Consider the following 20,099-nt stretch of genomic DNA (forward strand, 5'->3'; position numbering starts at 1 on the left):
CCCTCATCCTGAGGAGCGTGCCGCAGGCACGCGTCTCGAAGGATGGGCCACACATACGGTGCTCGTTCCCACCCTTCGAGACGGCCGCTATGCGGCCTCCTCAGGGTGAGGGCTGTCATGGCTGATATGCTCGATGAGATTCGCGAGGGCGAGGCGCTGCCGGCGACGGGAACGGCGCACGGACATGTTCGTCTGAAGGACGGGCGGCTCGCGCGCATCGCCTATGCCTACGAGGACGATCCGACGGCGGGCGCGCGACTGCATCAGCAGGCCGAAGCCTTTCGCCACCTCGCACCTGCCGGGCGCACGCCGAGACTTCACGAGGTGATCGAGCCGCGGCCCGGCCTGCCCGGCGGTGCGCTGATCGTCGATTTCATCGAGGGACGGGCGCCGCGGCTGCCGGACGAACTCGACGCGATGGCCGACACGCTGGCGCGCCTCCATTCGCTGCCGCTGCCCGGCGCGGGCGCCCGGATCCCGCATCAGAACAATCCGTTCCGTACGACGCTCGATGTCGTGGAGGAGGGCGTCCGACGTTTCCTCGATAAGGCCGTCGCGGACCCTGGCGCACGCGCCGAGATCGTCGAAGAGCTCGAACTCATGCGCACGATGGCGAAGACGCTGGTGGATCGCCCGCAGCCGCTGTCGATCGCCCTGGCCGACACCCATCCCGGCAACTTCATCGTCGATCGCGCCGGCATCGCCTGGTTTGTCGATCTGGAAAAGGTCCATGTCGGCTCGCCGGCGATCGACCTCGCGCACGCGACCTTGCCGACGTCGACCGTGTGGCATCCCGATGTCGGCAAGGTTCTCTCCCTCGCCGAGGTGGAAGGCTTCTACGAGTCCTATCTCAAGAGGATCGGCAAGATACGCGCCGCTGAACTGCAACCGTGGCTGCAGCCGATGCGCCGCCTCACCTGGCTGCGCACGACGATGTTCATGGCGCGCTGGAAAGTTCAGACGGAAGCGCCGCGCGATCCATCCGATCCCTCGCAATGGAGCGACGCCGGCCTGTCGCCTGCGATGAGGGACCATCTGCGCTCGCGGATCGCGCTCTCGTTCAAACGCGAGACGATCCGCGCGATCCGCGCCGAGTGGTTATAGCGGCTTCACCATGCGCAGCGTCTCGGTCTGGAAGCCGCGGCGCTCGTAGAATTCCACGGCGCGGCGATTGTCGGCGAACACGTCGAGGCACAGGAAGCGGTAGCCCTGCGCGCGCGCCCAGGTCTCGGCCGCCTGCATCATCAGGTGAGCGATGCCCTGGCCCTCGGCCTCCTCGCTGAGCGCCAGCAGCGAGACATAGCCGCAGGGCTCGTCGGTCACCCCGTCCTTGAACGGGCGCATGTGGATGTAACCGAGGCGCTGGCCGTCGGCCGACCAGGCGACGAGCGTCTGCGCGGTGGGATCGACGGCAGCAAAGGTCGCCTTCATGTAGCGGTCCTGGAAGCCTTCCATGGCGGCCAGGTCATGCCAGGCGGGGCCGGGCACGCCGGACAGGCGCGGCGACAGGCTGTGCAGGAAGTCAGTGTCTTCGGGGCGGGCAGGGCGTAACTCGATGGCGATCATGGTCCCTCTCTAGGGGTGGTCCTATCCGGAGACAATGAACCCCCAGAGACAGTGGCTTGACTCGTTCCCTTTTTGTTCTAAGAGTCGACCCATGAAAGAGCCCATCCCGCCGCTCTATCCGGACGACCAGATCGCCGAGCCGCAGCACAACGGACGGGGCGCGCTCAGCAACGCGTCGAGCCGCTACGACGACGAGAAGCGCATCCGCACCAACGACGGCTGGGACATCGAGGACGAGCTGCCGCCGCTGCGCACCACGCTGACGAAGGACGCCACCCGCACCATCATCGCGCGCAACAGCTCGCCGGACGTGCCGTTCGATCGTTCGATCAATCCCTATCGTGGCTGCGAGCATGGCTGCATCTACTGCTTCGCGCGGCCGACCCATGCCTATCTCGGCCTGTCGCCCGGCCTCGATTTCGAGACCAGGATCCTGTTCAAGCCGGAAGCCGCGGCGCTTCTGACCGCCGAGCTCGCCTCGCCGAAATATCGCTGCGACGTGGTGGCGATGGGCACCAACACCGATCCCTACCAGCCGGTCGAACGCGACCTCAAGATCACGCGGCAGATCCTGCGCGTGCTCAGCGACTTCAACAATCCTGTCGGGATCGTCACCAAGAACCACCTGATCACGCGCGACATCGACATCCTGGGCGACATGGCCAAACGCAACCTGGCCGAAGTGTTCCTGTCGGTGACCACGCTCGACCGCGACCTCGCACGCACCATGGAGCCGCGCGCCTCGGCACCGCATCGCAGGCTCGACGCGATCCGCGAACTGGCGTCGGCCGGCATTCCGGTGGGCGTGATGACGGCGCCGATGATCCCCGGCCTCAACGATCACGAGATGGAGTCCATTCTCGATGCGGCCGCCGCAGCAGGCGCCACGCGCGCGGGCTACACGGCCCTGCGCCTGCCGCTCGAGATCAAGGAGCTGTTCGAGGAGTGGTTGCGCGCCAACCGGCCCGACCGCGCCGATCGAGTCCTGTCGCTGATCCGCCAGATCCGCGGCGGTGAGCTCTACAAGGCGGAGTTCGGCACGCGCATGAGGGGCGAGGGTCCGATCGCGCAGCTTTTGAGCAAGCGGTTCGCGGCGGCGGTGAAGCGCCTCGAGCTCAACAGGGTCCGCTACCGCCTCGATACGATGCGCTTCGCCGTGCCCGCCGCCGCCCGCACGGCATTGGTCGATGCCCGGCGCGACGCAAGGCAGATGAGATTGTTCTAGAGGAGTGGAACCATGGCCGACGAACTGATCCTGTTTACCCATCCGCAGTCGCGCGGAGCGATGATCCACTGGATGCTGGAGGAGATCGGCTGTCCCTACCGGCTCGAGGTGAAGCAATTCGGGCCCGACATGAAGTCGCCCGAGTATCTCGCCATCAATCCGATGGGCAAGGTGCCGGCGCTGCGCCACGGCAAGACGGTCGTCACGGAGAGCGCCGCCATCCTCTGCTATCTCGCCGACCTCTTTCCCGAGGCGAAGCTCGCGCCGCCGCCTGCCGAGCGTGGCGCCTACTATCGCTGGCTGTTCTTCGTCGCCGGTTGCGGCGAGCCGGCCCTGGCCAACAAGGCCGCCGGCTGGAGTCCCGACACCAAGCTGCAGGTGATGTTCGGCTACGGCTCCTATGACCGCACCCTTGAGACCGTGGCCCAGGCGGTTGCGGAGCGCCCGACCATTGCCGCCGACCACTTCACCGCGGCCGATCTCTACATGGCGTCGTTCCTGCACTGGGGCATGATGTTCGGCGGCATCGAGAAGCGGCCGGTGTTCGAGGAGTATGCCGAGCGCCATGTCGGACGGCCGGCAGCGCTGCGGGCACAGGAACAGGGGGCGAAGATCATGGCCTCCCTGGCCCCGTCGAGCTGACGAGGCAGGCGCGACGCACGGCAGATGAAGCTTTTCCAGGCGAGAAGCGTTCAGGCCGAGTTGGCAAGCAGCCTCAACGGAGCGCGCAACTCCAGTTGCGCTCATGTCTTGCCTGTCGACAGAGCTTGAGCGCAACTGGAGTTGCGCGCTCCAATGATTCAGGTCGTCACGACAGGAGCAGCGTCCGCACGAGCGGCAGGGTCACGAAGGCCAGCACCGTGTCGACCATGATGACGAAGGCCAGCGTCTCCTCGTCGAGCTTGAACTTGCCGGCGATGATGAAGGACAGGAGCTGGCTGGGCATTGCCGCTTCGAGGATGGCGGCATTGGCATAGACGCCCGTCAGTCCAAACGGGCCCACGGCGCTGGAGACCACCAGCGGCGCGAAGGCGAGCTTGATGGCGGCGACCGGAAGTGCGAGCGCCATCAGCTTCGTGGCCGAGAAGCGCAGCGCCATACCGAGCGACAGCATCATGATGCCGCTCACCGCCACGGCGAGGATCGACGCCGCATCCATGACCATCGCCGGGCAGGGAATGCCCGAGAGCTTCCACAGGACCGCGACGACGAGCGCCCAGATCGGCGGCAGCTTCAGCGCCTCGAGCGCGGTGCGGCGGAAGGTGATCGGCTCCTGGCTGCCATAGGCGATGGCGATCATGGCCCCGATCGTCAGGTTGAGCGAGGACTTGGTGACCTCGAACAGGACCGAGACCTCGGAGACCTGGTCGGCCTGGCCGGGAAAGACGCCCAGCAGCACCGGCAGGCCGAGATAGGTGACGTTGCCGAACGCCGCGCCCAACATCATCGCGCCCTTGGTCGGGCCGGGGATCGGCAGGAAGTGGAACACCAGGAAGCCCACGACGAGGCAGGACAGCGTGCCGATCGCGGCCAAAGCGGGGATTTCGAAGAACAGGCGGCTGATCGTGCCGTCCATGACCGTGCGGAACACCAGCGCCGGCAGGAAGACGTAGAGCACCAGCTTATTCATCGACTGGCGCGTCTGCTCCATGCCGGGAATGAAGTGTCGGAGCAGGGCGCCCAGGAAGGCGATGGCGGCCAGAGGCAGGAAAGCAGCGATCATCGGAGCGGGAGTCTAATCGAGAAACTCGACCTTGGGCCACAGTTCGCGCCAGCGCTTGGCCTCGACACGGGCGTCGTACTCATGACGGCGCGTGCGGCCGTACGGGGTCGGACGGCAGCGCAGGTTCAGGAGATCGTCGGTGCCGAGCGGCGCGATGACGGTGAGCGTGTCGCAGGCTTCGAGGCGCACGCCGATCCCTGTCACCGACTCCAGCCAGTGGATCATCGCGTCCGCGGTGTCGCGATGCGGCGGCAGCTCCTTCCAGACATGCATGCGCGCCTGGTTGCGCACCTGCCAGGGCTGGCCGGGGAGCAGCCCGTCGAGCCGTCTCTCGAATTCTGCCTCGCTCTCGCGCGAAACGTCGCCCGCGTCGAAATAGATGACGTCGATATCCACAGGCAGACGCGCCGGCACGATGCCGTGCAGATGGTCCCAGACGCGATTGCGCACGAATCCCGCGGCAATGCACCAGTCTGGCAGATCGAGTTCGCGGACCGCACGAAGCTGTTCCATCGCGATGGCGTCTTCTGCGATGATGCGGGCGACGAGGGACATGGGCTCAGTCTAGCCGGCCTCGATGGGGATAATGCCGAGCTTTCGATTCGAACTGCGTTGCGAAGGACGTGTTGCCGGCGTCGACGAGGCCGGGCGCGGGCCTTTGGCTGGACCCGTCTATGCGGCGGCGGCCGTGATCGACCGCGCGCGGGCGGCACGCAAGCTGCTGCGCATGATCGACGATTCCAAGAAGCTCACTCTCGAACAGCGCGAAGAAGCCTATGAGGCCATGATCGCCTCGGGCGTCGTGCAGTTCGCGGTGGCCGAGGCCAGCGTCGAGGAAATCGACAGGGTCAACATCCTTCAGGCCACATATCTCGCCATGCGCCGCGCCGTGCAGGCGCTGACCGAGCAGCCCGAGGTCGTACTGATCGACGGCAACCGCGTGCCGCCACAACTGGGATGCCGCGCCGAGACCATCGTCGGCGGCGATGCGCATTCCTACTCGATCGCCGCCGCCTCGATCTTCGCCAAGGTGACGCGCGACCGCTACATGCACGCGCTCGCGCGGACCTATCCCGGCTATGGCTGGGAGACCAATCGCGGCTATGGCAGCCAGCAGCATCTCGAAGCGCTGTCGCTGCTGGGGCCCACGCCACACCACCGGCGCAGCTTCGCGCCCGTCACGCGGCTGGTATGAGGCATGGGCCTCGGCTCGATCCGCAACATCGACTACGTGGTCCTGCTCTGCGAGGACATGGCCCGCGCGCGGCAGTTCTATCTCGACGTGATGAAGTTCCGGATCGAGCGCGAGACGCCGCGCTGGGTGAGCTTCCATGTCGGGTCGGGCCTGCTCTGCCTGCGGCCGCGCAGTCTCGACGGCGCCTTCCGGGACGGGTCGGGTGCGCCTGCGGGCTCGGCCTCGGTGCAACTCGCCTTCAGGGTCGCCCCGCCCGAGATCGACGAGATCCAGGCCGAGTTGGCGGCCGCCGGCGTCGACCTCATGGGCCCGCCGCGCGACATCCCGGCCTGGGGCCATCGCGCGCTCTTCTTCCGCGACCCCGAAGGCAACGTCATCGAGATCTACGCCGAAGTCTGACGGCAGGAGACCCATCATGCTCAAGCTCTATTACACGGCCAGTACCTGCTCGCTCGCCACGCACATCGTGCTGGAGGAGGTCGGCGCCGACTATTCGACAGTACGCATCGACTTCGCCACGGCGCAGCAGACGTCGCCCGAATACCTGAAGATCAATCCCAAGGGCCGCGTGCCGGCGCTGGTGACCGACGAGGGCATCCTCACCGAGACGCCGGCGATGCTGGTCTATGTCGCGCAGCGCTTCCCGAAGGCGCGGCTCGCGCCGATGGACGATCCGTTCTTCTTCGCGCAGATCCAGTCGTTCAATTCCTATCTCTGTTCGCACCTCCACGTGGCGCACGCCCATCGCATGCGCGGTCATCGCTGGGTCGATGCCGACGATGCGGCGGCGATCGCCGCCATGCAGCGCAAGGTGCCGGAATCGGTCGGCGGCGCCTTCGAGATGATCGAGCGCGAGATGCTGAAGGGCCCGTGGGTGATGGGCGACCAGTACACGATCTGCGACCCCTATCTCTTCACGCTCGCCCAGTGGCTGGAGAAGGACGGCGTCGATCCGGCGCGCATCCCCCGCGTGGTCGATCACCGCCGACGTATGTCGGAGCGGCCGGGCGTCAAGAAGGCGATCGCCGAGGAAACTGCCTGAAAGAGGGAGGTCGCGTCATGTCCAGACTCGTCACGTCACTGATGCTCGTACTGGGCCTCACGGTAGCCAGCGTATCGTCGGTCGTCGCCCAGCAGGCGCAGGTCCAGACGCCGCCGTCTCCACGGGAAGCGATCGAGAAGAGCAAGGAGTCCGCGGCGGAGAGGGCCCGTGCGATGGGGCCGGAACTCAAGGCGCTGCGGGACGAGATGACGGCGCAGGTCGGTGAACTGCGGGCAATGGTCGACCGGAAGGTCGATGAAGCCGGCCACAAGGCGATGACCGTTGCGATCTGGGGCGCCGTGGGCTTCTTCGCGCTGATGGTCCTCGCCTCGGTGCTGGGCGGGGTGATCGTGGCGCTGCTGTTGCGGCGCAGTCGCGCCTAGCCCGCCAGCACCAGGTCGCTCGCCTTCTCGGCGACTGCGGTCACGGCCGCGTTGATCATCGCCGCGGGCAGGCCGGGCAGGACCGAGGCGTCGATGACGCGCAATCCCGCGACGCCTTTTACGCGCAAGGCCTCGTCGACGACGGCACCGATGCGGCAAGTGCCGACGGGATGGTGGAACGAATCCGTCGCCCGGCGGATGAAGTCGGTGCGGCCGGCTTCCGTCGTCCAGGCCGGTCCGGGATAGACCTCCTTCGCGCGCCAGTCGTCGAAGGCTTTCGCCGCGCCGATCTCGCGCGCGATCTCGACGCCCTTCGCCAGCACCGCGAGATCGTCGGAGTCGCCCAGGTAGTTCGGATCGATGATCGCCGCCGCCCGCGGATCGCTCGAGGCGAGCCTCACGCTGCCGCGGCTGCGCGGCTGCAGGTGGCAGGGCACGAGGACGTAGGCTGGCGCGGCGAGAGGACCGACGGTCGGGCGCACGAACGGCACCGACAGGCACATGACGAGGATGTCGGGGCTCCGGCCGGCGGTCGCGTGCGGCACGTAGAGGAGCGAGTCGCAGTGATTGTAGTGCGAGGGCGGGACCGGGCGGCGCGCCTGGTAGGCCACGCCGGCCAGCAGCGGGTGATCCTCCAGATGGCGGCCGACATCGGGCAGGTCGGCGGCGCTCGCGATGCCCAGTGCGCGCAGCTCGTCGGCCGGGCCGATGCCCGACAGCATCAGCAGGCGTGGCGAATCGATAGCCCCGGCGCAGAGCAGCACGTCGCCCTCGGGCCGCACGACCCATCCGGCCAGGCGCACGCCGATGCACCGGCCGCGCTCGATTTCGAGGCCGAGCACTTCGGTGCCGGCGAGCAGGTCGACCGGTGCCCCGGCGGGACCGCTCTCGAGACTGTCGAGATAGGCCGTCGCGGCATCGTCGCGACTGTGGCCCTCGATGCTGAGCTGGTTCCAGCCGACGCCGACCGTGACTTCGCCGCCGAGGTCGGGCGTCACCGGGAAGCCCGCTTGCTGCGCCGCCGCCATGAAGGCCTCCGCGACCGGCGTGCGGTCCGTGACGTCGGCCAGCGACAGGACGTGCAGGGGGCCGTCGCCGCCGCGCCAGGCATTGGCGCCGCCCGAGAAGGTCTCGGCGCGCCTGAAGTAGGGCAGCAGGTCGGCGTGACGCCAGCCCGCCGGCCAGCGGTCGTAGGCCGCCGCATGGCCGCGCTGGTAGGCCAGCGCATTGATGATGCTCGATCCGCCCACCGCCTTGCCGCGCGGACACGTGATCGCGCGACCGCCCAGCCCGGGCTGCGGCGTCGTCATGTATCGCCAGTCCAGCGCGCTCTCCTGGAGGCTGGGCCAAGCCGGTGGGGCCGTGACGGCCGGCAGGTCGGCGCGCAAGCCCGCTTCGATCAGCAGCACGCGCCGCCCCGCCCGCGCGAGTCGATGCGCCAGCACGCAGCCCGCCGATCCCGCGCCCACGACCACATGATCATAGGTCGCGCGGAGTTGTTCGGACGACGTCAGGCTACGCACGCCGCTGGCCGCCCTCGCCGGCGACGAAAGACCGGCAAGTGCAACGCCCCCGGCCATCGCCGCGCCAAGCGCTTCACGGCGCTTCAGTCCGCCCCTGCCGTCACTGTCTACAAGGGATCGTGTCCCGTTCATCCCGCCCCCAAGAAAGTCCCCGCGCCGCGGCAATCCTATGTTCAAGTCTTGATGAAATCGACGAAGGCGCGCAGCGGTGCGGGCAGGTGGCGGCGGCCGGGATAGTAGAGGAAGGGGCCCGGGAAGCTCTGCCACCAGGGCATGAGCACGGGTTCGAGGGCACCGCTGTCGAGATGCGGGCGCAGCCATTCTTCGAAGAGGTGGACGATGCCGAGGCCGGCGATGCCGGCGCTGACCGCGAGGTCCGCCGCGGCGCCGATCCGCACCACCAGCGGTCCGGTGGGGTCGACCCTCACTATTTCGCCATCGCGCTCGAATTCCCAGGGCGGCGACGCGCCGCTGGCGAACTGGCCGCGCAGGCAGGCGTGCGTCAGCAGATCGCGCGGATGCTGCGGCCGGCCGCGCGCGGCGATATAGTCGGGGGAGGCGGCCGTGGCGAAGCGCTGGACGTGCGGGCCGATCGGGACTGCGATCATGTCCTGCTCGAGCCGTTCGTCGTAGCGGATCCCGGCGTCGCAGCCGGCCGTCAGCACATCGACGAAGCTGTCCTCGACGACGACCTCCAGGCGGATGTCAGGGTAGGCCTTCAGGAACGGTGCCACGATCGGGGGCAGCACCAGACGCGCCGCCACGCCCGGCACGTTGAGGCGTAGCGTTCCGACCGGCCGGTCGCGAAAGCTGTTCACGACGTCCAGCGCCGCCTCGACTTCGCCCAGCGCCGGCGTCAGTCGCTCGAGGAGTCGGGCGCCCGCTTCGGTCGGGGCGACGCTGCGCGTCGTCCGATTGAGCAGGCGCACGCCGAGCCTGGCCTCCACCCGCCGCACGGCCTCGCTGAGACTCGACGCCGACACGCGGCCCAGCCGTGCCGCCTCCCGGAATCCGCCGGCCTGGGCGACGGAAGCGAAAGCGGAGAGATCGTTCAGGTCGTCCATCGCCATTGTGCGTAATTTCGCACAGGCCGTTGCGATTGGGCAGGATTATCGCTCAGAGAGACAAGGTCCATATGTCGGCGGTCCCCACAGGAGAGTTCTCATGACCCAAGCCCCCTCCGGCGCCTTCCGCCTCGGCAATCGATCCGTAAATCGCCTGGGGTATGGGGCGATGCAGCTCGCCGGGCCGGGAGTCTTCGGTCCGCCGCGGGATCGCGCGGCCGCACTCGCCGTGCTGCGCGAGGCGGTGGCCTGCGGCGTCGATCACATCGACACCAGCGACTTCTACGGTCCCCACATCACCAACCAGCTCATACGCGAGGCGCTGCATCCCTATCCGGACGGGCTGGTGATCGTGACCAAGGTCGGCGCCGTGCGCGGCGACGACGCCTCGTGGAACCCGGCCTTCACCGCAGCCGATCTCACGCGCGCGGTCCACGACAACCTGCGCAATCTCGGCGTTCCGGTGCTCGACGTCGTCAATTTCCGGGTGATCATGGGAAACGAGCACGGGCCGGCCGAAGGGTCGATCGAGGCGCCTTTCACCGCGCTGGCGGAGCTGCAGCGGCAGGGGTTGATCCGCCATCTCGGCGTCAGCAACGCCACCGCGGCGCAGGTCGCCGAGGCGCGCGGCATCGCCGAGATCGTCTGCGTGCAAAATCACTACAACGTCGTCCATCGCGCCGACGATGCCCTGATCGACGAGCTCGCGACGCTGGGCATCGCCTACGTGCCCTTCTTCCCGCTGGGCGGCTTCACGCCGCTGCAGTCCTCGATCCTGTCGGACGTGGCGGGGGAACTGGCGGCGACGCCGAAGCAGGTGGCGCTCGCCTGGCTGCTGCGTCGCGCGCCCAACATCCTCCTGATCCCCGGCACTTCTTCCGTCGCGCATCTGCACGAGAATCTGCGGGCTGGCTCGCTCGAACTTCCAGACGCCGCGGTCCGGCGACTCGACGCAATCGGCATCGCCGCCGAGGGGTGACGAACGGCGGCGACCGCGGCCGTCCCAGCTATAGTGGTCGGGTGGGGATTTCCCGACTCGATCTAGTGGCTAAGCAATTGATTCAATTAGATTCTTGACCGGAAATCGCTGTGGACTCATGTTCCACCGATGCCTGTGGATAAACTTGATCGCGTGCTCGTCGGCGACTGCATCGAACTGATGCGGGCCCTGCCCGAAGCTTCCGTCGACATGGTCTTCGCCGACCCGCCCTACAATCTCCAGCTGGGCGGCGACCTGCTGCGTCCCGACAACAGCAAGGTCGACGCGGTCGACGACGACTGGGACAAGTTCGGAGAGGCCTCCGATTCCGCCGGGACGAGCTTCGCGCTCTACGACAAGTTCACCAACGCCTGGCTGAAGGCGGCGCGGCGGGCGCTGAAGCCCGGCGGCACGCTGTGGGTGATCGGCAGCTACCACAACATCTTCCGCATCGGCACGGCGCTGCAGGACCAGGGCTTCTGGCTGCTGAACGACATCGTCTGGCGCAAGTCGAACCCGATGCCGAACTTCCGCGGCAAGCGCTTCACCAATGCCCACGAGACGCTGATCTGGGCGGCCCGCGATCGCGCCAACAAGAAATACACCTTCAACTACGATTCGATGAAGGAGCTGAACGAGGGCACCCAGATGCGCTCCGACTGGCTGCTGCCGTTGTGCACCGGCGGCGAGCGGCTGAAGGGCGAGGACGGCAAGAAGGCCCATCCGACACAGAAGCCCGAGGCGCTGCTGTTCCGCTGCATCATGGCGGCGTCCAACCCGGGCGACGTCATCCTCGACCCGTTCTTCGGCACCGGCACGACCGGCGCGGTCGCACGCCGCCTCGGCCGGCGCTTCATCGGCCTCGAGCGGGATCCCGACTACGCCGCCATCGCCCGCAAGCGCATCGCCGAGATCGAGCCGCTGGCGCGCGAGGACGTGACGCCCAAGCCCAGCAAGCGGGCCGAGCCGCGCGTGCCCTTCGGCGTGCTGATCGAGGCGGGGCTGGTGCAGCCCGGTGCGCTGCTGAGCGATCCCAGCGGCCGCCTGCATGCGCGGGTGCGGGCCGACGGCTCGCTGTCGGCCGCCAACGCACTGGGCGAGCATCGCGGCTCGATCCATCAGGTGGGGGCGGCGGTGCAGGGGGCGCCCGCCTGCAACGGCTGGACCTTCTGGCACGTCGATGTCGCGGGTGCCCGCCTGCCGATCGACCATCTCCGCCAGCAGGTCCGCGCCGGGCTCTAGCCGGCTGTCGAAAAGCCGGATTTCCGGCGTTCAAACGAAACAAACGAAACGAACGAATCGGGAAAGGCGATTCCGGCGTTGCGGTAGTGCAGTACCGCACCCCCTCATCCTGAGGAGCGGCCACCGGCCGCGTCTCGAAGGATCGGCAACAGACGGGGTGCTCGTGCCCATGCTTCGAGACGCGCTCCGTCGGAGCGCTCCTCAGCATGAGGTTGGTGTTGGTGATTCGATCGTACTCGGAAAGACTCTAGGCCTTCACGGCGTGCTCGATCACCTTGCGCATGACCGTCGGCAGGGCCCGTTCGTCCAGTTTGTCGAGCGCCGACCAGCTGGTGCCGGGGGCCAGCGCGGCAAGCCGGCCGGTCGTGGCGATGGCGCGCGCGATGGTGAGTTCCAGGTGGAAGTGCGTGAAGGTGTGACGCACGAGCCCGTCCATCACGCTCCAGCGCGCCGGGACCGGGGCTTCGGCGAGCGCCGCCGCTTCGACGAAGGGTCCCTCGCGCCACGCGCTCGACGGCACCTCGTCCATGCCGCCCAGCAGGCCCTTGGCCGGCCGCTTGCGCAGCAGGACGGCCCCGTCCTTGCGCAGCAGCACGAAGGCGAGGCCGCGGCGGGTCGGCTTCTCGGCCTTCGGCGCGCGTCGCGGCAGCTCCTCGGCGATGCCTTGCTTGCGGCCCTTGCAGCCCTGCATCAGCGGGCAGATGACGCAGCGCGGGTTGCGCGGGATGCAGACGGTGGCGCCGAGATCCATCATCGCCTGGGCGTAATCGCCGGCGCGCTGCTGCGGTACCAGCCGCGCGGCGCGGACCTGGATGTCGGGCTTGGCGTCGGGCAGCGGCGTCTCGATGGCGTAGAGGCGGGCGATCACCCGCTCGACGTTGCCGTCGACCGCCGAGGCGGGACGGTCGAAGGCGATGGCCTGGATCGCCGCCGCCGTGTAGCGGCCGATGCCGGGCAGGGCGAGCAGGCCCGCCTCCTCTTCCGGGAAGCGGCCGTCATGGTCGTTGGCGACGGCCTGGGCGCAGGCGTGCAGGTTGCGGGCGCGAGCGTAGTAGCCGAGGCCGGCCCACGCCGAGAGCACGTCGTCGAGCGGCGCTTCGGCCAGCGCCTCGACGGTGGGCCAGCGCTCGACGAAGCGGCGGAAATATTCGCCCACCGTGGCGACGGTGGTCTGCTGCAGCATGATCTCCGACAGCCAGACACGGTAAGGCGGCGTGCGCTCTCCCGGGGCTGCGCGCCAGGGGAGGGTGCGACGATGTCGATCATACCAGGCGAGGAGTCGGTCGGCGTGTGTCATGGTCAGTCGAGGGAGCGTGGCCTACCATACGGAGCGGAGTTTGAAAGGGTCCATGCGCGAAAACGGCTTCCGTGCGATCGGCGGTCTGGCCCAGAAGCTCACGTCCGGCATGGCGAAAGGCCGCGGCGCGTCCCTCGTGCGACTGAAGGCCGACTGGCCGGCGGTCGTCGGGCCGGAGCTTGCGCGCACCACGCGGCCCGACGCGCTGCTGGCCGGCCGCGGAGCGCGTGCCGGCAAGGCGTTGCGGCTGAAGGTTTCGGGCGCCGCAGCCCTAGAGGTCCAGCACAGGAGCGGCCAGATCGTGGAACGGGTGAATGCCTATTTCGGGCACAAGGTGATCGACGACGTGCGGATCGTGCAGGGGGTGATCTCGGCACCGCGCCCGGCCCCCAGGACGCCGCGTCCCGATCCCGTCGTCGAGCAGGCGGTGGCCAGCCGCACGGCGGCCGTCGAGGATCCAGACCTGCGCGCTGCGCTGACCCGACTGGGGGCCCGCATCACCGCCGGGCGCCGTGGCGTCCTGCTGGGCGGCCTGGGGGCGCTGTGTGTCGCGGACGATCTGCGGGCCCAATCGCGATCGCCGGCCAGGTTCCTCGATCCGTTGCCCGGCGATCACGTCCTCGGCCGTCCCGACGCCCCCAACGTGCTGATCGACTACGCCTCCTTCACCTGTCCGCACTGCGCCACTTTCAACAATGCGGTCATGCCGGCCCTGCGGCGCGACTGGATCGACACCGGCAAGCTGAAGCTGGTGCATCGCCACTTCCCATCGGACGCGCTCGCGACGCGCGCCAGCCTGCTGGCCGAATGCGCCGGCCCGGAGGGGTTCTTTGCCGCGGTCGACACGTTGTTCCGGACGCAGGTCCAGTGGCTGACGGCGTCCGACCCGGCGGCTGAGCTGATGACCGTTCTGGTCGGGCAGGGGGTCAGCGAGGCCCAGGCCCAGGCCTGCGTCGCCAACGACCGGCTTTTGGACAAAGTGATCGCCGACGTGCAGTCGGGCCAGGCGCTGGGCGTCAATTCCACCCCGACCGTGTTCATCAACGAGCAGGGCTACGGCAATCCGGGCGGAATCGACGCCATCGCAGCGATTTTACGTCAGGTGGGCCGTTAACGTTTGACTCCCCACAGGCGGAATTCCCAAGATGTAGTGGAGAGGACAGAGGAAAATGCGGAATATCTTGATCGTCGCCGGCGGAGTCGTGGCGGTGGCAGCGATTGCGGCCGGCGTGTATTTCGGCGCCCGCGCGCCCTCGTCCCCGCCGCCGGTTGCGGCCGTTTCCGCCCCCAACAAGGCGGCCCTGGAGAGCGTACAGGCCGGCGATCATGTGCTGGGCGACCCGAAGGCGCCGATCACGGTCATCGAGTATGCCTCCCTGACCTGCTCGCACTGTGCACATTTCCACACCCAGATCCTGCCCGAGATCAAGAAGAAGTGGATCGATACCGGCAAGGTGAAGCTGGTCTATCGCGACTTCCCGCTCGATCAGATCGCCGCCAAGGCGGCGCAGATCGCGGAATGCGCCGGCAACGACAAGTATTTCGGCGTGGTGGACATCATCTTCCGCGGCCAGCCGCAGTGGGCCACGGCGGCCGATCCGCTGGCCGAACTCGCCAAGCCGCTGCGCATCGCCGGCATGGGCGAGAACGAGATCAAGGCCTGCCTCGCCAACGACGCGATGAGCAATGCGGTGATCAAGGACTACCAGGGCGGCGAGGCGATGGGCGTCAACTCGACGCCGACCCTGTTTATCAACGGCCAGCTCTATCGCGGGTCCCGCTCCGTCGACGAACTCGACGGCGTTTTCTCCAAGCTCGCCAAGTAAGCAAACCGGCAAGAACCCAGACAGGCGTGGTGTAATGGTCCAGTTCGACAAGCTCCGGCTCTCCGGCTTCAAGTCCTTCGTCGACCCGACGGAGCTCGTGATCGAGCCCGGCATGACCGGGATCGTGGGGCCGAACGGCTGCGGCAAGTCGAACCTCGTCGAGGCGCTGAAGTGGGTGATGGGCGAGACCTCCGCCAAGCAGATGCGCGGCTCCGAGATGGAGGACGTCATCTTCGCCGGCTCCGGGCAGCGGCCGGCGCGCAACATCGCCGAGGTGATGCTGTCTCTGGACAACAAGACCCGCACCGCGCCGGCCATGGTGAACGACACCGACCAGCTCGACGTCGTGCGCCGCATCGAGCGCGGCCACGGCTCGGCCTATTCGGTGAACGGCAAGGAAATCCGCGCCCGTGACGTGCAGACGCTGTTCGCCGACGCCGCGACCGGTTCCCGTTCGACGGCACTGGTCAGCCAGGGCCGCATCGGCACGCTCATAAACGCCAAGCCGGCCGATCGCCGCTCGGTCATCGACGAGGCGGCCGGGATCACCGGTCTCTATTCCCGCCGCCACGAGGCCGAGCTGCGGCTGCGCGCCGCCGAGCAGAACCTCGCCCGCGTGCAGGACGTGCTCGTCGCGCTGGAAGAGCAGCACAAGGGGCTGAAGCGCCAGGCCCGCCAGGCCAGCCGCTATCGCAACCTGTCCGACCATATCCGCCGCGCCGAGGCCGCGGTGCTGGCGCTGAGGCTTGCCAATGCCGAGCGCGATCTGGCCGAGTCGGCCGAGCGCCTGAAGGAAGCCGAGGCCCAGGTCGCCGACCTGACCCGACTGGTCGGCCTCGCCACCACCGCGCAGGCCGAAGCCGCGACGGCGCTGCCGCCGCTGCGCAATGACGAAGCCGCCGCCGCTGCGGGGTTGCAGCGCCTGCGCGTTGCCCACGATGCGCTGACCGCGGAGGCCGAGCGTGTCGCCGCCGCGCAGTTCGAGGCCGAGAGGCGGCTGCAGCAGACCGAGCAGGATTTGGCGCGCGAGCAGGGTCGCAAGAACGACGCCGAAGCCGCCATCGCCGACCTCGGCGGCCAGCGCGAACGGCTGGAAGAGGAGCGTTTCGGCGAAGAAGACCGTGCCATCGCCGCCGAGGAGGCGCGCGACACCGCGCGCAGCGAGACTGGCGTGGCCGAGGTCGAACTCGATCGGCTGACCCGCCAGATCGCCGACGACGAGGCATTGCGCCAGAGCGTTTCGCGTGAGATCGCGGAGTTGCAGGATCGCCTGCGCCGCCTGTCGTCGCGCCGCGACGAGGTCACGGCGCAGCAGCAACAGCTTGAGAGCGAACTGTCCAACCTGCCGGCCCTTCCTGAGGTAGAGGCAGAACTCGAAGCCGCCCGCGCCGCGCTGGAAGAAGCGCGTTTCAGCGGCCAGGAGGCGATCGAAGCCGCGCGCGAGGCCGAGCGCTACGAATCCGATGCCGCGCGCCAGGCGGTCGCCAGGGCTGAAGCGGAACGCCTCGATATGGAAAAGGCCCGCGCGGCCGAGCGACAGGCTGCGGAGGCAAGCCACGCCATCGCCGTCGAGGCGCTGCAGAAGACCAACGCACGCCTGACCAAGCTGCGCGCCGAGGAAGCGGGCGTCGCCGCCGCGCTGAAGTCGGCCGCCGACTCGCTGTGGCCGCCGCTGCTCGACGCGCTGAACGTCGAGCCGGGCTTCGAGAAGGCCCTGGGTGCCGCTTTCGGCGACGAACTGGAAGCTTCGTCGGATCGTGGCGCGCCGGTTCACTGGCTGCCGCTCGAGACGATGGCCGAGACGCCGGCCCTGCCTGAAGGCGCGACGCCGCTCGGTGCGCATGTCGGTGCCTTGCCGGAACTGGCGCGGCGCCTCGCCTTCATCGGCATCGTGGCCAACGACGAGACCGGTGCGGCCCTGCAGGCCGCCCTCAAGCCCGGCCAGCAGCTCGTCACCCGCGAGGGCGCCGTCTGGCGCTGGGACGGCTACACGATGCGCGCCGGCGCACCGTCGACCGCTGCCGTGCGGCTGAGCCAGCGCAACCGACTGGCCGAGATCCGCCATCAGATCGACGGCGTCGTCGCCGAGCAGACGATCGAACAGGCGCGCGTCGATGCCGAGAAGACCTGGCTCGCCGCCGCCCGCGATGCCGAGAAGACCTGCGTCGATCAGGCCCGCGCCCATGAGCGCAGCGTGGCCGACGCCGCACGCCGCAAGACCCAGGAGGCCGGCGAAGCGACCCGGGTTGCCGAGCGCGCCGCCCAGGCGGCCATCGGCACCGCCGAGCGCCTCGCCACCCAGGCCCGCGACCGTCACGTCGAGATTGCCCGTCGCACCGACCAGCTGCGCACCCGCCTCGCCGGCATCGAGACGGTGGTCGCCGAAGTGCTGGGCGACATCGCCGAGGTCGAGATGCGCCGCACCTTCCGCGAGGCGCGCCTGTCGTCGATCTCCGACACGCAGGCCGACCGCGCCGAGGCTGGCGCGCTGCGCGTGCGCATCGCCGAGCTGCGGGCGGCGCTGGTCGAGGCCGAGGGCCAGTGCGACCGTCTTGCCCGCGAGTCGAAGATGCGGGTCGAGCGTCTGGCGCAGATCGCGCAGGACCATGAAGGCTGGAGCAAGCGACTGCGCGAGGCCGACGGTCAGATCGTCGAACTCGACGCCCGCCGCGAGCAGACCGCGGCCGCCATCGCCGAACTCGCCGCCAAGCCGGCCGAGATCGAAGAGAAGCGCATGGTGCTCGGCGAGGAGATCGAGAAGGCCGAGTTCAACCGCCAGGAAGCGGCCGACCGTCTGGCGATCGGCGAGACGCGTCTGTCCGAGGCCGACAAGGCGCTGCGCCAGGCCGAGACCGAGATGGGCAATGCGCGCGAGATGCGCGTCCGCCGAGAGGGTCAGGTCGAGCAGGCCACCAAGGATCGCGAGGCTGTGGTCGAGCGCATCGTCGAGCGCCTGCGCTGCGAGCCCGACGGCGTGATGGCGCTGGCCGAGGTCCAGTCGCTGGAAGAGCTGCCGGAACTCGACAAGGCCGAGCACAAGCTCGAGCGTCTGGTGCACGAGCGCGAGACGATGGGCGCGGTCAACCTGCGCGCCGAGGAAGAAGCCAACGAACTCGAGCAGCAGATCACCGGCATGACGACCGAGCGCGACGACCTGATCGCCGCCATCGGCCGCCTGCGTCAGGGCATCCAGAGCCTGAATCGCGAGGGCCGCGAGCGGTTCCTCGCCGCCTTCGAGCAGGTGAGCGGCCACTTCCAGCAGCTCTTCACCAAGCTGTTCGGTGGCGGCAAGGCCGAGCTGCGGCTCACCGAGTCGGAGGATCCGCTGGAGGCAGGCCTCGAGATCCATGCCAGCCCGCCGGGCAAGAAGCTGCAGGTCATGTCGCTGCTGTCGGGCGGCGAGCAGGCGCTGACGGCACTGTCGCTGCTGTTCGCAGTGTTCATGACGAACCCGGCGCCGATCTGCGTTCTGGACGAGGTGGACGCGCCGCTGGACGACCTGAACGTGGAGCGTTTCTGCGGTCTGGTGAACGACATCGCCGGCCGCACCGACACGCGCTTCCTGATCATCACCCACCATCGCGTCACGATGGCGCGCATGGACCGCCTCTACGGCGTGACCATGGCCGAGCGCGGCGTTTCACAGCTGGTCTCGGTCAACCTGCAGGAGGCCGATCGCATGGTGGCCTAGCGCCACCCGACAGAGTTCAACCTAAACAAGCAAGACTATCTTCCTCTCAAAAAACTGGGCGCCGGCTGGCCTGACGGCGCCCTTTTCTTTGCCCTGCTTTCCGGGGCCGCCCTTCTCAGGGCAGGAGCGGGCCTGTAGTGTCCGGCCCATGCCCGATACGCTCAGCTCCACCATCACGGATGTCATCGAACTGACGCGCACGCTCGTCCGCTGCGAGAGCGTGACGCCGCGCGAAGCCGGTGCCCTGCAACTGCTGGAACAGACACTGTCGCCGCTCGGCTTCAAATGCGAGCGCATGGATTTCACCGAGGCCGGGACCGACGACGTCGCCAACCTCTATGCCCGTATCGGCACCGGCGGGAAGCACTTCTGCTTTGCCGGCCATTCCGACGTCGTGCCGGTGGGCGATCTCTCGTCCTGGACGATCGGGCCGTTCGCCGCCGAACTGTCCGGCGGCTACCTGTTCGGCCGCGGCGCCGCCGACATGAAGGGCGCCATCGCGGCCTTCACCGACGCCGCGGCGCGTTTCCTCAGCCGGCGGGGCCGGGACTTCGGCGGCTCGATCAGCCTGTTGATCACCGGTGACGAGGAGGGGCCCGCGGTCAACGGCACCGTGAAGATGCTCCAACGGCTGGCCGAGCGCGGCGAGACGATCGATGCCTGCGTCGTCGGCGAACCCACCAGCACGAAGCGCTTCGGCGACATGATGAAGATCGGCAGGCGCGGCAGCATGACCGTCGATCTGGTCGTGCGCGGCGTGCAGGGGCACGTGGCGTACCCCGAGCGGCTCGACAATGCCGTCCATCGGCTCTCGGCGATCATCGAGGCGCTGGTGCGCGAGCCGATCGACAAGGGCAGCACGCATTTCCAGCCGACGTCGCTGCAGTTCACGACCGTCGATGTCGGCAATGCGGCGACCAACATCGCGCCGGGCACCGCCAAGGCGCGTTTCAATACCCGGTTCAACGATCTCTGGACCTCGAAGACGCTGTTCGCCCACCTCAAGGAGCGCATCGAGCGCGCCAACGAGGCGCTGGGCGGCAACGGCACCGTCGAATACAGCGTCCAGGTCTCGGGCGAATCCTTCTATACGCCACCGGGGCCGCTCAGCGACCTCGTCGCCGGCGCCATCCGCGACGTCGCCGGTGTGGAAGTCGAGCTTTCGACCACCGGCGGCACATCGGATGCGCGGTTCATCCGCAGCTACTGCCCTGTCCTCGAATTCGGGCTGGTCGGCGAGAGCATGCACAAGGTCGACGAGAAGAGCGCCGTTGCCGACCTCAAGACGCTGGCCCGGGTCTACGAAACGGTGCTCGACCGTTACTTCGCGGCCTGAGGACGTG

19 protein-coding genes are annotated in these 20,099 nt (G+C 68.4%); 13 read left to right on the forward strand and 6 right to left on the reverse strand.

Features of this window, described 5'->3' with window-relative positions:
- Positions 1-117: 117 nt before the first annotated feature.
- Positions 118-1,104: an aminoglycoside phosphotransferase family protein gene (locus Q0Q48_RS24760; protein WP_295144141.1), complete on the forward strand. Its 987-nt coding sequence runs from the start codon at positions 118-120 to the stop codon at positions 1,102-1,104.
- On the opposite strand, the gene Q0Q48_RS24765 is transcribed toward Q0Q48_RS24760, so the two are convergent.
- Positions 1,099-1,566, reverse strand: coding sequence for a GNAT family N-acetyltransferase (locus tag Q0Q48_RS24765; RefSeq protein ID WP_295144145.1), 468 nt, complete (start codon positions 1,564-1,566; stop codon positions 1,099-1,101). The genes Q0Q48_RS24760 and Q0Q48_RS24765 overlap by 6 nt on opposite strands.
- Positions 1,567-1,657: 91 nt before the next feature.
- Between Q0Q48_RS24765 and Q0Q48_RS24770 the strand changes: the two genes are divergently transcribed.
- Together Q0Q48_RS24770 and Q0Q48_RS24775 are read left to right on the forward strand one after the other, a co-directional pair.
- On the forward strand, positions 1,658-2,791 hold the full coding sequence (locus Q0Q48_RS24770; protein WP_295144146.1) for a PA0069 family radical SAM protein: 1,134 nt from the start codon (positions 1,658-1,660) through the stop codon (positions 2,789-2,791).
- 12 nt (positions 2,792-2,803) lie between these two features.
- Positions 2,804-3,433, forward strand: coding sequence for a glutathione S-transferase family protein (locus Q0Q48_RS24775; RefSeq protein WP_295144147.1), 630 nt, complete (start codon positions 2,804-2,806; stop codon positions 3,431-3,433).
- 166 nt (positions 3,434-3,599) lie between these two features.
- Here the strand turns inward: Q0Q48_RS24775 and Q0Q48_RS24780 are convergent, their stop codons facing one another.
- Together Q0Q48_RS24780 and Q0Q48_RS24785 are read right to left on the reverse strand one after the other, a co-directional pair.
- Positions 3,600-4,514 carry an AEC family transporter gene (locus Q0Q48_RS24780; RefSeq protein WP_295144148.1) on the reverse strand — a complete coding sequence of 305 codons (915 nt, stop codon included), beginning with the start codon at positions 4,512-4,514 and terminating at the stop codon, positions 3,600-3,602.
- Between the two features lie 12 nt (positions 4,515-4,526).
- Complete coding sequence (locus Q0Q48_RS24785) at positions 4,527-5,069, reverse strand: nucleotidyltransferase family protein (RefSeq protein ID WP_295144149.1); 543 nt, start codon at positions 5,067-5,069, stop codon at positions 4,527-4,529.
- Between the two features lie 31 nt (positions 5,070-5,100).
- Between Q0Q48_RS24785 and Q0Q48_RS24790 the strand changes: the two genes are divergently transcribed.
- Genes Q0Q48_RS24790 through Q0Q48_RS24805 form a run of 4 tightly spaced genes read left to right on the forward strand, consistent with a single transcriptional unit; the run spans position 5,101 to position 7,134 of the window.
- On the forward strand, positions 5,101-5,709 hold the full coding sequence (locus Q0Q48_RS24790) for a ribonuclease HII (RefSeq protein WP_295144150.1): 609 nt from the start codon (positions 5,101-5,103) through the stop codon (positions 5,707-5,709).
- A gap of 3 nt (positions 5,710-5,712) precedes the next feature.
- Entirely contained in the window at positions 5,713-6,108 is a 396-nt protein-coding gene (locus tag Q0Q48_RS24795; RefSeq protein WP_295144151.1) for a VOC family protein, read from the forward strand.
- Between the two features lie 16 nt (positions 6,109-6,124).
- Positions 6,125-6,751 (forward strand): glutathione S-transferase family protein, encoded by a 627-nt coding sequence (locus Q0Q48_RS24800; protein ID WP_295144152.1) that lies wholly within the window; start codon positions 6,125-6,127, stop codon positions 6,749-6,751.
- Positions 6,752-6,768: 17 nt separating this feature from the next.
- Positions 6,769-7,134, forward strand: coding sequence for a hypothetical protein (locus tag Q0Q48_RS24805; protein ID WP_295144153.1), 366 nt, complete (start codon positions 6,769-6,771; stop codon positions 7,132-7,134).
- Here Q0Q48_RS24805 and Q0Q48_RS24810 read toward each other — a convergent pair.
- On the reverse strand, positions 7,131-8,657 hold the full coding sequence (locus tag Q0Q48_RS24810) for a GMC oxidoreductase (protein ID WP_295144154.1): 1,527 nt from the start codon (positions 8,655-8,657) through the stop codon (positions 7,131-7,133). The two genes, Q0Q48_RS24805 and Q0Q48_RS24810, sit on opposite strands and share 4 nt — an antisense overlap.
- A 173-nt stretch (positions 8,658-8,830) precedes the next feature.
- A complete protein-coding gene (locus tag Q0Q48_RS24815; protein WP_295144155.1) occupies positions 8,831-9,727 on the reverse strand; it encodes a LysR family transcriptional regulator in 897 nt (298 codons plus the stop codon).
- A 94-nt stretch (positions 9,728-9,821) separates the two neighbouring features.
- On the opposite strand from Q0Q48_RS24815, the gene Q0Q48_RS24820 reads away from it, so the two are divergent.
- Complete coding sequence (locus Q0Q48_RS24820) at positions 9,822-10,700, forward strand: aldo/keto reductase family oxidoreductase (protein WP_295144156.1); 879 nt, start codon at positions 9,822-9,824, stop codon at positions 10,698-10,700.
- Positions 10,701-10,829: 129 nt separating this feature from the next.
- Entirely contained in the window at positions 10,830-11,942 is a 1,113-nt protein-coding gene (locus Q0Q48_RS24825) for a site-specific DNA-methyltransferase (RefSeq protein WP_295144158.1), read from the forward strand.
- Positions 11,943-12,189: 247 nt separating this feature from the next.
- Here Q0Q48_RS24825 and mutY read toward each other — a convergent pair whose 3' ends face one another.
- Positions 12,190-13,239 (reverse strand): A/G-specific adenine glycosylase, encoded by a 1,050-nt coding sequence (gene mutY / locus Q0Q48_RS24830; RefSeq protein WP_295144160.1) that lies wholly within the window; start codon positions 13,237-13,239, stop codon positions 12,190-12,192.
- 52 nt (positions 13,240-13,291) lie between these two features.
- Between mutY and Q0Q48_RS24835 the strand changes: the two genes are divergently transcribed.
- The 4 genes from Q0Q48_RS24835 to dapE all read left to right on the forward strand — a co-directional run bounded on the left by Q0Q48_RS24835 (position 13,292) and on the right by dapE (position 20,092).
- Entirely contained in the window at positions 13,292-14,353 is a 1,062-nt protein-coding gene (locus Q0Q48_RS24835; protein WP_295144162.1) for a DciA family protein, read from the forward strand.
- Between the two features lie 55 nt (positions 14,354-14,408).
- Complete coding sequence (locus Q0Q48_RS24840) at positions 14,409-15,065, forward strand: DsbA family protein (RefSeq protein WP_295144163.1); 657 nt, start codon at positions 14,409-14,411, stop codon at positions 15,063-15,065.
- A 34-nt stretch (positions 15,066-15,099) separates the two neighbouring features.
- Positions 15,100-18,756: an AAA family ATPase gene (locus tag Q0Q48_RS24845; RefSeq protein WP_295144165.1), complete on the forward strand. Its 3,657-nt coding sequence runs from the start codon at positions 15,100-15,102 to the stop codon at positions 18,754-18,756.
- A 148-nt stretch (positions 18,757-18,904) separates the two neighbouring features.
- Entirely contained in the window at positions 18,905-20,092 is a 1,188-nt protein-coding gene (gene dapE / locus Q0Q48_RS24850) for a succinyl-diaminopimelate desuccinylase (protein WP_295144166.1), read from the forward strand.
- The last annotated feature ends 7 nt before the right edge of the window (positions 20,093-20,099 follow it).

This window comes from uncultured Reyranella sp. (assembly GCF_945957355.1).
Lineage (GTDB): Bacteria > Pseudomonadota > Alphaproteobacteria > Reyranellales > Reyranellaceae > Reyranella.

What these genes read in the sequence shown, in the direction of transcription:
- Q0Q48_RS24765 (WP_295144145.1), bottom strand. Translation starts at nt 1,566, where the DNA reads ATGATCGCCATCGAGTTACGCCCTGCCCGCCCCGAAGACACTGACTTC.
- Q0Q48_RS24835 (WP_295144162.1), top strand. Translation starts at nt 13,292, where the DNA reads ATGCGCGAAAACGGCTTCCGTGCGATCGGCGGTCTGGCCCAGAAGCTC.
- Q0Q48_RS24760 (WP_295144141.1), top strand. Translation starts at nt 118, where the DNA reads ATGGCTGATATGCTCGATGAGATTCGCGAGGGCGAGGCGCTGCCGGCG.
- Q0Q48_RS24785 (WP_295144149.1), bottom strand. Translation starts at nt 5,069, where the DNA reads ATGTCCCTCGTCGCCCGCATCATCGCAGAAGACGCCATCGCGATGGAA.
- Q0Q48_RS24815 (WP_295144155.1), bottom strand. Translation starts at nt 9,727, where the DNA reads ATGGCGATGGACGACCTGAACGATCTCTCCGCTTTCGCTTCCGTCGCC.
- Q0Q48_RS24805 (WP_295144153.1), top strand. Translation starts at nt 6,769, where the DNA reads ATGTCCAGACTCGTCACGTCACTGATGCTCGTACTGGGCCTCACGGTA.
- Q0Q48_RS24790 (WP_295144150.1), top strand. Translation starts at nt 5,101, where the DNA reads ATGCCGAGCTTTCGATTCGAACTGCGTTGCGAAGGACGTGTTGCCGGC.
- Q0Q48_RS24780 (WP_295144148.1), bottom strand. Translation starts at nt 4,514, where the DNA reads ATGATCGCTGCTTTCCTGCCTCTGGCCGCCATCGCCTTCCTGGGCGCC.
- Q0Q48_RS24775 (WP_295144147.1), top strand. Translation starts at nt 2,804, where the DNA reads ATGGCCGACGAACTGATCCTGTTTACCCATCCGCAGTCGCGCGGAGCG.
- dapE (WP_295144166.1), top strand. Translation starts at nt 18,905, where the DNA reads ATGCCCGATACGCTCAGCTCCACCATCACGGATGTCATCGAACTGACG.
- Q0Q48_RS24795 (WP_295144151.1), top strand. Translation starts at nt 5,713, where the DNA reads ATGGGCCTCGGCTCGATCCGCAACATCGACTACGTGGTCCTGCTCTGC.
- Q0Q48_RS24825 (WP_295144158.1), top strand. Translation starts at nt 10,830, where the DNA reads ATGCCTGTGGATAAACTTGATCGCGTGCTCGTCGGCGACTGCATCGAA.
- Q0Q48_RS24845 (WP_295144165.1), top strand. Translation starts at nt 15,100, where the DNA reads ATGGTCCAGTTCGACAAGCTCCGGCTCTCCGGCTTCAAGTCCTTCGTC.
- mutY (WP_295144160.1), bottom strand. Translation starts at nt 13,239, where the DNA reads ATGACACACGCCGACCGACTCCTCGCCTGGTATGATCGACATCGTCGC.
- Q0Q48_RS24820 (WP_295144156.1), top strand. Translation starts at nt 9,822, where the DNA reads ATGACCCAAGCCCCCTCCGGCGCCTTCCGCCTCGGCAATCGATCCGTA.
- Q0Q48_RS24840 (WP_295144163.1), top strand. Translation starts at nt 14,409, where the DNA reads ATGCGGAATATCTTGATCGTCGCCGGCGGAGTCGTGGCGGTGGCAGCG.
- Q0Q48_RS24800 (WP_295144152.1), top strand. Translation starts at nt 6,125, where the DNA reads ATGCTCAAGCTCTATTACACGGCCAGTACCTGCTCGCTCGCCACGCAC.
- Q0Q48_RS24770 (WP_295144146.1), top strand. Translation starts at nt 1,658, where the DNA reads ATGAAAGAGCCCATCCCGCCGCTCTATCCGGACGACCAGATCGCCGAG.